At 74.5% G+C, this 11,944-nt stretch carries 12 protein-coding genes; 6 read left to right on the top strand and 6 right to left on the bottom strand.

Annotated features, from left to right (window positions below):
- Positions 1 to 8: 8 nt before the first annotated feature.
- The 4 genes from ACH54P_RS04955 to ACH54P_RS04940 all read right to left on the bottom strand — a co-directional run bounded on the left by ACH54P_RS04955 (position 9) and on the right by ACH54P_RS04940 (position 5,378).
- Complete coding sequence (locus tag ACH54P_RS04955) at positions 9 to 1,118, bottom strand: SWIM zinc finger family protein (protein WP_489911131.1); 1,110 nt, start codon at positions 1,116 to 1,118, stop codon at positions 9 to 11.
- Positions 1,115 to 3,601, bottom strand: a complete 2,487-nt coding sequence (locus ACH54P_RS04950; RefSeq protein WP_489917119.1) for a DEAD/DEAH box helicase — start codon at positions 3,599 to 3,601, stop codon at positions 1,115 to 1,117. Before ACH54P_RS04950 ends, ACH54P_RS04955 begins: the two co-directional genes overlap by 4 nt.
- A gap of 68 nt (positions 3,602 to 3,669) precedes the next feature.
- Positions 3,670 to 4,452 (bottom strand): ABC transporter permease, encoded by a 783-nt coding sequence (locus ACH54P_RS04945; protein WP_489911130.1) that lies wholly within the window; start codon positions 4,450 to 4,452, stop codon positions 3,670 to 3,672.
- Positions 4,449 to 5,378: an ATP-binding cassette domain-containing protein gene (locus ACH54P_RS04940; protein WP_489911129.1), complete on the bottom strand. Its 930-nt coding sequence runs from the start codon at positions 5,376 to 5,378 to the stop codon at positions 4,449 to 4,451. Before ACH54P_RS04940 ends, ACH54P_RS04945 begins: the two co-directional genes overlap by 4 nt.
- 79 nt (positions 5,379 to 5,457) lie before the next feature.
- Between ACH54P_RS04940 and ACH54P_RS04935 the strand changes: the two genes are divergently transcribed.
- Positions 5,458 to 6,234 carry a TetR/AcrR family transcriptional regulator C-terminal domain-containing protein gene (locus ACH54P_RS04935; RefSeq protein WP_489911128.1) on the top strand — a complete coding sequence of 259 codons (777 nt, stop codon included), beginning with the start codon at positions 5,458 to 5,460 and terminating at the stop codon, positions 6,232 to 6,234.
- Here ACH54P_RS04935 and ACH54P_RS04930 read toward each other — a convergent pair.
- Complete coding sequence (locus tag ACH54P_RS04930; protein WP_489911127.1) at positions 6,217 to 7,389, bottom strand: cytochrome P450 family protein; 1,173 nt, start codon at positions 7,387 to 7,389, stop codon at positions 6,217 to 6,219. The two genes, ACH54P_RS04935 and ACH54P_RS04930, sit on opposite strands and share 18 nt — an antisense overlap.
- A gap of 86 nt (positions 7,390 to 7,475) precedes the next feature.
- Here ACH54P_RS04930 and ACH54P_RS04925 point away from each other — a divergent pair, with 86 nt between their 5' ends.
- From ACH54P_RS04925 to ACH54P_RS04905, 5 genes are read left to right on the top strand one after another with little or no spacing between them, the layout of a single operon-like run.
- On the top strand, positions 7,476 to 8,546 hold the full coding sequence (locus ACH54P_RS04925) for a TetR/AcrR family transcriptional regulator (protein ID WP_489911126.1): 1,071 nt from the start codon (positions 7,476 to 7,478) through the stop codon (positions 8,544 to 8,546).
- 22 nt (positions 8,547 to 8,568) lie between these two features.
- Positions 8,569 to 9,840, top strand: a complete 1,272-nt coding sequence (locus ACH54P_RS04920; protein WP_489917117.1) for an RNA polymerase sigma factor — start codon at positions 8,569 to 8,571, stop codon at positions 9,838 to 9,840.
- Positions 9,837 to 10,640, top strand: coding sequence for an alpha/beta fold hydrolase (locus tag ACH54P_RS04915; RefSeq protein WP_489911125.1), 804 nt, complete (start codon positions 9,837 to 9,839; stop codon positions 10,638 to 10,640). The genes ACH54P_RS04920 and ACH54P_RS04915 overlap by 4 nt, the downstream gene beginning before the upstream one ends.
- A complete protein-coding gene (locus tag ACH54P_RS04910; RefSeq protein ID WP_489911124.1) occupies positions 10,641 to 10,976 on the top strand; it encodes a YciI family protein in 336 nt (111 codons plus the stop codon).
- Positions 10,976 to 11,461: a GyrI-like domain-containing protein gene (locus tag ACH54P_RS04905; RefSeq protein WP_489911123.1), complete on the top strand. Its 486-nt coding sequence runs from the start codon at positions 10,976 to 10,978 to the stop codon at positions 11,459 to 11,461. The genes ACH54P_RS04910 and ACH54P_RS04905 overlap by 1 nt, the downstream gene beginning before the upstream one ends.
- Before the next feature lie 11 nt (positions 11,462 to 11,472).
- On the opposite strand, the gene ACH54P_RS04900 is transcribed toward ACH54P_RS04905, so the two are convergent.
- Positions 11,473 to 11,934, bottom strand: a complete 462-nt coding sequence (locus tag ACH54P_RS04900) for an anthrone oxygenase family protein (RefSeq protein ID WP_489911122.1) — start codon at positions 11,932 to 11,934, stop codon at positions 11,473 to 11,475.
- Positions 11,935 to 11,944: the final 10 nt, after the last annotated feature.

The following is an 11,944-nucleotide window of genomic DNA, read 5'->3' as shown; positions in this document are numbered from 1 at the left end:
CACGGATTTCAGCCCACCAGCAGTCCCGGGTCGGTCTCCGGCGGACCGGCCGGCCACCACGCGTCGCCCTCGAGCCGGTAGGGGTGCCACCGGCCCTGGTGGTCGAGCCGCACCTGCACCCCGCCGACCGTGCCGTGGTTGCGGTCGAACACCGGTTCCTCGTCGGTGACGTCGGCGAGCGCGGCCCGCGCGGCCGCCAGCGCCGCCTTCGGCGGGGTCCACGACGACTCGAGCACCTCCAGGCCCGCCGGTCCGCCGTGGGTCCAGGCCGCGACCGCCCGCGCGAAGCCCGGCCCGTCGCCGAGCCGCCCGGCCACCGCCGGGAACGCCGCGGCCAGCCGGACCGCGTCGTCCCGCCGTCCCGGCCACGGCTCCCCGGCCAGCACCGCCTTCGCCTGCGCCGACGCGTTCGCCGTCAGCAGCGCGAAGGCCTCGGCGGGCACCCCGGGCGCGGCCGGGATCGACGGCGACCCCGACGGCGCGAACCCGGCCAGGTCCGGCAGCTCCCCCGGGACCCGGTCCACGGCCACCGCGTCGTCGGCGCGGGGCGCGGTGCGGCTCTCCAGCTCCTCCCGGATCTCACGCTCACCCTTGCCCCGCATCAGCAGCAGCACGAACGGGTCCGCGTCCAGCAGCCACGACGCCTGGAACGACAACGCCGCCGCGTGCTGGCACGGCAGCTCCCAGCCCGGGCAGTCGCACTCCGGATCGAGGTCGCCGATCCCGGGCAGCAGGTGGACGCCGGCGTCGTCGGCCGCCTCCACCAGGTCGTGCGGCATGTCCCGGTCCAGCAGCGCCGCCAGGTGCCCCGCCCGCGACGCCACCCGGTCCAGGAACCGCGTCCAGTCCGGTTCGGACAACTCCGCCAGCCGCAGCTCGGTCCGGTACGGGCCGCCGTCGACGTCGTCGACCGCCGCCGCGATCCGGCCCGGGCTCACCGTGATCGGCCCGACCAGCCCGGCCGCGGCGTACCGGCGGCCCTGTTTGAGCTGCCGGAGGTCCAGCGCGGTGTCCTCCATCGCGCTCAGCCACGCCCGGCCCCACCACGACGTCGCGAAGCGCCCGCGAGCCCCGGTGGCCCCGAACGCGGGGAACCCGCGCACCCGGTCGTCACTCATCCGCGGCTCCTCAGCTCGACGAGCTCCGCGAGCTCGGTGTCCGACAGTCCCGTCAGCGCCGCCTCGCCGCCGGCCAGCACCGCGTCGGCCAGCGCCCGCTTTTCCCGCAGCATCGCCGCGATCCGGTCCTCGACCGTGCCTTCGGTGACCAGCCGGTGCACCTGCACCGGGCGGGTCTGCCCGATCCGGTACGCCCGGTCGGTCGCCTGGTCCTCCACCGCCGGGTTCCACCAGCGGTCGAAGTGCACGACGTGGTCGGCGCGCGTGAGGTTCAGCCCGGTGCCGGCCGCCTTCAGCGACAGCAGGAACACCGGCACGGCGCCGTCCTGGAACCGCTTGACGAGCTCCTCGCGGCGGGCGACCGGCGTGCCGCCGTGCAGCAGCAGGGTGCCGATCCCGCGGGCGGCCAGGTGTTTCTCCAGCAGCCGGGCCATGGCGACGTACTGGGTGAACACCAGCACCGCGCCGCCTTCGGCGAGGATCGTGTCCAGCAGTTCGTCGAGCAGCTCGAGCTTGCCCGAGCGGCCACCGGGCTGGTTGAGGTACTGCGCGGGGTGGTTGCAGATCTGCTTCAACGCGGTCAGCAGCTTCACGATCCGGCCGCGCCGCGCGATCCCGTCGCTGGCCGCGATACCGGCCATCATCTCCCGCACCACCGCCTCGTACAGGGCCGCCTGTTCCGCGCTGAGCGACACCGGCCGGTCGGTCTCGGTCTTCGCCGGCAGCTCCGGCGCGATCCCGGGGTCGGACTTGCGGCGCCGCAGCAGGAACGGCCGCAGCAGCCGGCTCAGCCGCTCGGCCGCGCCCGCGTCCCCGGCCTCGATCGGCTTCGCCCACCGCACCCGGAACTCCGGCAACGACCCCAGCAGCCCCGGCGCCGTCCAGTCGAGGATCGCCCACAGCTCCGAAAGCGAGTTCTCCACCGGCGTGCCGGTCAGCGCCACCCGCGCGGACGCGGGCACCAGCCGCAACGCCTTCGCCGTGCCCGAGCGGTGGTTCTTCACGTGCTGGGCCTCGTCGGCGACCAGCAGCCCCCACCGCACCCCGGCCAGCGGTGCCGGATCGGTGCGCAGCGTGCCGTAGGTGGTGAGGACGAACCCGTCGACGTCGTCGAGCGACCGCGCGCTGCCGTGGAAGCGGCGCACCGGCACCCCGGGGGCGAAGCGGTGGATCTCGCGTTCCCAGTTGCCCAGCAGCGACGCCGGGCACACCACCAAGGTCGGCCCCGAGGCCCGGTGCAGGTGCAACCCGATCAGCGTGACCGTCTTGCCCAGGCCCATGTCGTCGGCGAGGCAGCCGCCGAGCCCGAGCCCGGTGACCGTCGCCAGCCACTGCAGCCCGCGCAGCTGGTAGTCCCGCAGTGTCGCGGCCAGCCCGGCCGGCGGCGCCTGGGGTTCCGGTGGCTCCGACAGCCGTTCCCGCAGCTGCGCCAGCCAGCCGTCGGTGACGACCTCGACGGGCTCGCCCTCGACCTCGGTCGTGCCGGACAGCACCGCGCCGAGCGCGTCGACCGGGGTGAGCGGCTTCAGCGTCCGCTCGCGCGCCTTCGCCGCCAGCGCCGGGTCGACCAGCACCCAGCGGTCCCGCAGCCGCACCACCGGACGGCGTGCCTCGGCGAGCGCGTCCAGCTCCGCCTCGGTCAGCACTTCGCCGCCCAGGGCGAGCTGCCAGTCGAACGCCAGTGCCCGCCCGCCGCCGAAGAACGACGGCAGGTCGCCGGGGGTGTCCCCGGCGCGCACGACGGCCCGCGCGCTCAGCGACCCCGCCAGCTCGGCCGGCCAGTGCACGTCGATCCCGGCCGCCGCCAGCCGCGGAGCCGCGGCCGCGACCAGCTCGGTGACGTCGTCCTCGCCCAGTACCAGCTCGTCCGGCACCGCCGAGGTGAGCAGCGGCCCCAGCGCCGGCCACACCTGCGCGCCCCGCCGCAGGGCCAGGACGACGTCGATGCGGGCCCGCGGCCCGAACCGGCCGGTGGCCCACAGGTCCGCCGCGTCGGCGACCTGCCCCGGGTCGGCGAGGCTGTGCACCTGCACCACGGCGTGGAAGCGGCCGGCGTCGAACCCGTCCGGCGCCTCCACGCGCAGCGACACCCGGATCCCGGAGTCCAGGCCCGCGGCCAGCTCGTCGGCCCAGTCGCGCAGGGACTCCGCGCGCTGCGGCGCGACCGCGGCGAACAACCGCGTCCCGGCCGCCTTCGCCGCGGCTGGGGTCCGCGGCATGGTGTCGGCGACGGCGTCGAGGAACGCCCGCAGCAGGGGACCCGGCGCGCGTTCGTCCACCGGCATCGCCGCCGCGAGGTCCCGCAGCCAGGCGGCCTCGCCCGGCTCGAGGGGCCCGACGCGCCAGGCGTCGTGCCCGGCCTCGGTGACGCCGGGCAGCAGCCGTCCCGCCGCGACCAGCCGCAGCGCGGCCTTCGCCGCGGTCGCCCAGAACGCCGCGGCGGGATCGGTGGTGGCGAGCAGTTCGGCGAGCCCGTCCGCCATGGACAGTGCCCGGCCGTCCACGACCAGGCGTCCCGCCCGTGGTGGTTCGCCCGGTTCGAAGTCGACGTTCAGTTCCCCAGCCTCCCGTATCGGCGCACGGACAACGGCACGAACACCGCGAGCAGCACCAGCGGCCAGACGACCGCCATCACCACCGGGTGCGCGCTCACCCAGGACCCCCCGGCCGCTCCCGGATTGCCGAACAGCACCCGCGCCGCCGTCACCGTGGAGGACAACGGGTTCCACTCCGCCACGGTTCCCAGCCACGCCGGCATCGTCGACGTCGCCACGAACGCGCTCGAGAGGAACCCGAACGGGAACTCCAGCGTCTGCGCCAGCGTCACCATCGACGGATCGCTGGTCAGCAGGCCCAGGTAGATCCCGGCCCACACCAGCGCCGTCCGCAGCAGGAGCAGCAGCCCGAACGCCGCGAGGGTCCCGGCGAGGCTGCCGTGCGGCCGCCAGCCGACGGCGAAGCCGCAGCCCAGCAGCACCACCAGCGCGAGCACCGCGTTCACCAGGTCCGCGGCCACCCGCCCGGTGAGCACCGCCGACGGCGCCATCGGCAGCGACCGGAACCGGTCGGTGACGCCCTTCGCCGCGTCGTCGAGCACCGCGATCATCGTCCCGGACAGCCCGAACGCCATCGTCATCGCGAACATCCCCGGCATCAGGAACTCGCGGTAGGAACCGCCGCCCGGCACGGTCATCCCGCCGCCGAGCAGGTAGGCGAAGATCAGCACCATCAGGATCGGGAAGGCCACCACCGTGGCCAGCCGGGCCGGGCGCCGCGCCAGCTGCGCCAGGTAGCGCCGGGTCAGCGTCCAGCCGTCTTCGAGGGCCCACCTCATCGCGCCACCTTTCCCGTCAGCTCGAGGAACACTTCGTCCAGCGTCGGGTGCCGCAGCGCGACGTCGGCCACCGTCAGGTCCGCCGCGGCCAGTTCCCGGACGACGTCGGTCAGCATCGACGCCTCGGCCGGGGCACTCACCCGCAGCTCGTCGGTGACGGGTTCGGCGCCGGTGACCCGGGCCAGCAACGCGCTCGCCGCGCCGACGACGTCCGGGTCGGTCAGCACCAGTTCGATCCGGGTCGCGCCGAGCGAGCCCTTCAGCTCGCCCGGCGTGCCTTCGGCGATGACGCGGCCGTGTTCCACCAGCGAGATCCGGTCGGCCAGCCGGTCGGCCTCCTCCAGGTACTGCGTCGTGAGCAGCACGGTGGTGCCGTCGGCGACCAGGGCCCGCACCGCCGTCCAGACCTCGGCGCGGCTGCGCGGGTCCAGCCCGGTGGTCGGTTCGTCGAGGAACAGCACCCGCGGCGCGGCCAGCAGGGACGCGGCCAGGTCCAGCCGGCGGCGCATCCCGCCCGAGTACGCCGACACCGGTTTCGACCCCGTGTCCGCGAGCCCGAACCGCGCCAGCAGGTTGTCGGCCCGGCGGGTGGCCTCGCGCCGGCCCAGGTGGTGCAGCCGGCCGAAGAGCACCAGGTTCTGCCGCCCGGACAGCAGTTCGTCGACCGCGGCCTGCTGCCCGACCAGCCCGATCGCCGAGCGCACCCGCGCCGGTTCGCCCGCCACGTCGAACCCGGCGACGCGCGCGGTACCGCTGTCGTGGCGCAGCAGCGTGGACAGCACGCGGACCGCCGTCGTCTTGCCCGCCCCGTTGGGCCCCAGCAGGCCGTGCAGCGTGCCCGCCGGGACGGAGAGATCGAAGCCGTCGAGGGCGTACGCGTCGCCGTAGCGCTTGCGAAGCCCCTCGGCGTGGATCTGCGGAGTCATCCTCCCCCTTAACTCTGTACTGTGTACGAAGTAGAGGGTAACACAACTCTGTACGGTGTACGAAATTCGGGTGGGCAGAATGAGCGGCGTGAGCACGGAGGAGAACGGCGGCGGCGACCCGCGACGGGCGATCGAACTGCTCTGGGGCGTCCCGGGACCTCCGCGGCGCGGCCCGAAACCCAAGCTGACCACGGCCGATGTCGTCCGCACCGCCGTGGCACTGGCCGACGCCGACACCATCGACGCCGTCACCGTCCGCCGCGTCGCCGAGCAGCTCGGCGTCTCCCCCATGTCGCTCTACACCTACGTGCCGGGCCGGGCCGAGCTGCTGGACCTGATGATCGACCACGCCCACGGCGAACTGCCCGTCCCCGACCCGGACCTCGGCTGGCGCGACGCGCTGACGGCGATCGCCGAAGGCCAGTGGGCGCTCTTCCACCGCCACCCCTGGCTGCTGCAGGTCACCACCAGCCGCTCGGCGCTGGGCCCGCACAGCTTCGCCAAGTACGAGCACGAGCTGCGCGCGGTGGAGGGCATCGGGCTCGACGACGTCGAGATGGACGCCGCCGTCACGCTCGTTGCCGGCCTCGTCCGGACCACCGCGCGCAGCTCGCTCGACGCCGCCCGCCTGGTCCGCACGAGCGGCCTGACCGACGCGCAGTGGTGGGAGCGCGCCGCACCGGTGCTGGCCGGCATCCCGGCCGCCGCCGCGGAGCACTACCCCCTGGCCTCGCGGGTCGGCCAGGCCGCCGGCGAAGCGCACAACGCCGCCGAAGACCCGGCCTACACCTTCCGCTTCGGCCTCGCCCGCGTCCTCGACGGCATCGAAGCCCTGGTCTCAGAGCGTCAGCAGTAGCTCCGCCGGACGCCAGGTCCCGCCGTCGGGTGCGCGCGGCACGTCGTCGACGGCCAGCGCCAGCTCCGGGAAGCGGGCGAACAACCCCGACAGCGCCACCTCCGTCTGGACCCGGGCGATCGACGCGCCCAGGCAGAAGTGCGGGCCGTGTGAAAAGCCCAGCTGCGGCGGCCCCGAGCGGGTGACGTCGAGGCGGTCGGCGCCGGCGAACACCCGCGGGTCGCGGTCGGCGGCCACCATCGCCGCCGTCACCCGCTCGCCCTGGTGGATGACCACGCCGTCGATCTCGACGTCCTCGCGCGCGAACCGTGGCGTGGTCAGCAGCTGCGGGCTGCACCAGCGCATCAGCTCCTCGACCGCGCCCGGCCACCGCGCCGGGTCCGCCCGCAGGGCCGCGAGCTGGTCCGGGTGCCGGAGCAGGGCTTCGACGGCGTTGGCGATGAGGTTCACCGGCGTCTGCCCGCCCAGCACCAGGTGCCAGACCAGGGTGACCAGCTCGGTGTCGGAGAGCCGGTCACCGTCCTGCGCCCGCACGAGGTCGCCGATGAGGTCGTCACCCGGCTCGGCCCGGCTGCGCGCCACCGCGTCCTTCGCGCCGTCGATGATCGCCGGGATCGCCGCGGCGAAGTCCGGGCCCATCCCCCCGGCGACCGCGGCGCCGTACTCGCGCCAGCGGAGCCGGTCGCCGTCCGGGATGCCCACCAGCTCGCAGATCACGTCCATCGGCAGCGGCCGCGCGAAGTGCGGCACCAGGTCGACGACGCCGTCCTCGGCGTGCGCGGGCAGATCGTCGAGGAGCCGCTCGGTGATCGCCGCCAGCCTCGGCCGCAGCTGCGCGGCCCGCTTCGGCGTGAACGCCGGTGCGACCAGCCGCCGCAGCCGCAGGTGCTCGGGCCCGTCCCGCTCGGCCATCGTCCGCATGTACTCCAGGCAGTGTTCGGGGATGCCCGGCGGCCGCTGGAAGCTGCCGGAGTTCACCTCGAACCGGGGGTCGCTCAGCATCGCCCGCGCCTCGGCGTAGCGGGTGAGGGCCCAGAACGGGCCGAAGCCGGGGATCACCAGCTTGGCCACCGCCCCCTCTTCCCGCGCCCGGTCGTAGGCGGTGAACGGGTCGGTGAGGACCTTGCGGTCGGTCAGATCGATCTCGGGGATCATCCACCACTCCAGATGTTCACATCAGATGTTCTTATCATCTCAGTGGTCACGGTATCTTGATCCGCGACGCCGCGGCAAGGAGGACGATGGTCAGGCTCAGCAGGGCGGAGACCCAGGAACGCAACCGCGCGAAGGTGCTCGCCGCCGCCCGGGACGAGTTCGCCCGCCGCGGCTTCCGCGAAGCCAAGGTCGACGTGATCGCCGAACGCGCCGAGCTCACCCGCGGCGCGGTCTACTCCAACTTCCCCGGCAAACGCGCCCTGTACTTCGCTGTCCTGGCCGACCTCGCCGAACGCGCGCCCCGGCCCGCCACCCCGCCCGCGGACCCGAGCGCGGCCGACGTCCTGGCCGCGTTCGCCCGTGCCTGGGTCGCCCGGCTCCCCCTGGCCACCGACGACGACAGCGACGACGCCCGCCTCGCCCGCGACCTGCTCCCGGAGATCCTCGCCGACGAGCACACCCGCCGGCCGTTCGCGCAGCTCATGCGCGTGAACGCGATCCTGCTCGGGCTCGCCCTCGAACGCCGCCGCCCGGGACGGCGCCTCGTCCGCGTCGCCGAAGCCGCCCTGACCACGCTGCACGGCGCCGGCCAGCTCGCCGCCGCCGCGCCCGGCTTCGGCGAGCCCTTCCACATCGTCACCGCCTGCGCCGCCCTGCTCGACCTGGACCTCGGCGACGACTGGCCGTCGACGCCGCCGATCGTGACCCGAGCCCGCGCGGCCGGCGAACCGTGGCACCCGCCGACCGGGACCGACCTGCTGACCGGCGAGACCATCCGGCCCGGCGACGGCGTCGTCACCGTCCTCGGCCTGCACCGCGCCGCCGCCTTCGAAGAAGCCGTCCGCGCCGGCGCCGACGTCACCGCCGTGCTCGTCACGAGCGACCCCGGCGAGCTCGCCCCGCTGGCCCGGCTCGCCGTCGCCGACCTGCGCGGCTGCCTCGACCAGGCGATCGCCCCCGACCCGCGGCCCCGGCTGCGGATCCTTTGCGACGCCACGGGTGAGTTCGCCGCGGCCGCCGGTGTCACCGCGGTCAGTGACGCCACCGAAACGGCCGTCCGCGTCGAAGGCGGCCGGATCGTCGCGCGCGCGGAGGGGTTCGGGGCCTGCCACGCCGCGGCTGTCGATTCCGTGCCCGGCCGTTCGTCGGGTGGGTGAACCGGCGGGAGGAGAAGCGGTGGTGGACGTCGAGACCGCGGTCGCGGAGGCGTTCCGCGAAGAGTGGGGCCAGGTCGTGGCCACGCTCATCCGGATCACCGGCGACTGGGACCTCGCCGAGGAGTGCGCCCAGGACGCGTTCGCCCTCGCGCTGCGCACCTGGCCCCGCGACGGCGTCCCACGCCGGCCCGGCGCCTGGCTCACCACCGCCGCCCGCCACCGCGCCACCGACCGGATCCGCCGCGAAACGACCGGCGCCGCGAAGCTCCGGGAGGCCGGCCTCATGCACGTCCCCGACGATCCCCAGTACGACGACAGCGGCGTCAGCGACGACCGGCTGCGGCTCATCTTCACCTGCTGCCACCCGGCGCTGGCCACCGAAGCCCAGGTCGCGCTCGCCCTGCGCACCCTCGCCGGGCTCACCACCGCCGAAATCGCCCACGCCTTCCTCGTGCCGGAAGCGACCATGTCCCAGCGGCTCGTGCGGGTGAAGCGCAAGATCCGCCACGCCCGCATCCCCTACCGCGTCCCACCCGCGCACCTGCTGCCCGAACGCACCGCCGCCGTGCTCGGCGTGCTGTACCTGACGTTCAACGAGGGCTACTCCGCCAGCGCCGGGCCCGACCTGCTCCGCCCCGACCTCGCCGCCGAAGCCGTCCGGCTCGCCCGCGTCCTCGCCCAGCTGATGCCCGACGAACCCGAGGTCCTCGGCCTGCTCGCGCTGATGCTGCTCCAGCACGCCCGCCGCGCCACCCGGACCGGCCCCCACGGCGAACTCGTCCCCCTCGAAGAGCAGGACCGCACCCGGTGGGACGCGGGCGAGATCGCCGAAGGCACGACGTTGCTGGAGACGGCGCTGCGCCGCCGTCACCCCGGGCCGTACCAGATCCAGGCCGCCATCGCCGCCTGCCACGCCACCGCCGCCCGGGCGGGCGACACCGACTGGGCCCAGATCGCCGGCCTCTACCGCGAACTGCGCAAGTACGTCCCCAGCGCGGTCGTCGAGCTCAACCGGGCCGTCGCGGTCGGCATGGCCGACGGCCCGCTCGCCGGCCTCGCCCTCCTCGACGAACTGACCCTGGACGGCTACCACCTGGTGCCCGCCACCCGCGCCGACTTCCTCCGCCGCCTCGGCCGCCACGCCGAAGCCGCCCGGTGGTACGCCGAAGCCCGCGACCTCGCCGGCACCGACGCCGAGCGCGCCTACCTCACCCGAAGAATTTCGGAGGTGGTGTCTGTTCCGGCCGTCCCCGTCCGTCGGGAAGGCGAACCCCGAACCGAGGAGACACCATGAGCACCCACACCCTCGCCGTGCCCGGCGCCACCCTCACCTACGACGTCACCGGCACCGGACCCGTCCTGCTGCTGATCCCCGGCGGCGCCGCCGACTCCACGATGTTCCACCCGATCCGGCCGATCCTCGCCGAGGACCACACCGTCGTCACCTACGACCCCCGGGGCATCTCCCGCAGCCCCCTCGACGGCGAACCCGGCGACGACGCCCTCCGCGAGCACGCCGACGACGTCCAGCGCGTGCTCGCCGCCATCGGCGACGGACCCGCCGACGTCTTCGCCAACAGCGGCGGCGCCATCACCATGCTCGAACACGTCGTGCGCCACCCCGGCCGGGTCCGCACCGTCGTGCTGCACGAACCGCCGGTCACCCGGTACCTCGGCCCGGCCGTCCTCGACGGCCCCGACATCCCGGCGATCTACCGCGAGCACGGCATCGGCGCCGCCATCGCCGCGTTCATGGAAATGGCCGGCTTCGACATCGCCCCGCCGACCGACCCGACGCCCGAAGAACTCGCCCACATGAAGGTCATGGAAGGCAACTTCGCCTACTTCTTCGGCCACCTGATGGCGGCCATCGGCGCCTACGACCCGGACCTCGACGCGCTGCGGGCGGTGCCGGCGCGGCTGGTCGTCGGCGTCGGCGAGAAGGCCGCCGGCCTGCCCGCCCACGAAGCCGGCCTGGGGCTCGCCGCCGCGCTGGGCCTGACCGCCGAACCGTTCCCGGGCGACCACGGCGGGTTCGCCGCCGAGCCGGTCGCCTTCGCCGCGCGCCTGCGCGAAGTGCTGGAAGGACGCTGAATGCGGTACCTGCTCATGATCTGCGGCGACGAAACCGCCGAGGAGCACCAGAACGACGGCTGCGGCGGCTGGGGCGAAGACCTGGCACGCCGCGGCAAGATCCTCGGCGGCGGGGGCCTCCGCCCGCCGTCGGAGGCGACGACGATCCGCGTCCGCGACGGCGAAGTGCTGCTCACCGACGGGCCGTTCGCCGAAGCCAAGGAACAGATCGGCGGCTACGTCGTCCTCGACTGCGACGACCTCGACGAAGCCCTCGAGGTCGCGGCCAAGCACCCCGCCGCGACCTACGGCAGCATCGAGGTCCGGCCGATCCTCGGGCCGGAGGACTTCGCCTGATGCCGTCCATCGTGGACCGGCCGGCCCAGCGGTACGTCGCCGAGCGCGCCACCCTCGCCGTCCCGGAGTTCCCGCGGATCGCCGACCGCCTGCCGCCGCTCATCGGCACCCTCGCCGCCTCCGGCGTGGCCCTCGCCGGAGCGCCGTTCTTCCGCTACCGCGTCCTCCACCCCGGGATGCGGTTCACCGTCGAGGCCGGCGTCCCCATCGAGGGCGGGTTCGCCCCGGCCGAACCGGCCTTCACCGGCGAGCTCCCAGCCGGGAAGTACGTCCTCGACACCTACGTCGGCGTCCCCGCCGGCCTGGCCGCCGCGACCGAGGCGGTCCTGGCCTGGGGCGCCGCCGAAGGCATCACGTGGGACCGCCACGACGGGCCCGAAGGCGAGGAATGGGGCTGCCGCCTCGAAGTCCTGCGCAGCAACCCCCGTGAAGAGCCGGACCCCGCGCAGTGGGTCACCGACCTGCTCTTCCGCATCGCCGGCTGACGCCGCGGTGCTCACCCACGCCGGGTGAGCACCGCGGCGACCAGGCAGCCGAAGCCCGCGGTGCTCACCAGCGCGCGCAGGACGTTCCAGCGCACCCACGCCGTCTCGAACCGCGCCCGCACCGCGGCGAAGTCGTGGCCGCCGTTCTCCAGTGCGTTGTTCAGCGGGATGTTCAGCACCCCGGTGATCACCAGCATCGCCACCAGGAACACGAACCCGGCGATGACCCACGGCAGGGACTTCGACCCCAGGTGCAGGAACACCGCCACGCCCGCCAGCAGGGGCGCGCCCAGGAACGTCAGCATGAACACCGGGTTGACGATCGCGACGTTGATCCCGCGCATCGCCTCCACGAACGTCCGGTCGTCCCCGCGCGCCAGCCCCGGCATCACCGAGCAGGCGTAGGCGTAGAACAACCCGGCGATCAGCCCGGCCGCGACCAGCGCGGCCACCAGCACCACATCCGAAACCATCGACTTCTCC

The organism is Amycolatopsis sp. N2S4-7 (genome assembly GCF_058119595.1).
This window is presented reverse-complemented; position numbering and strand designations above follow the sequence as displayed.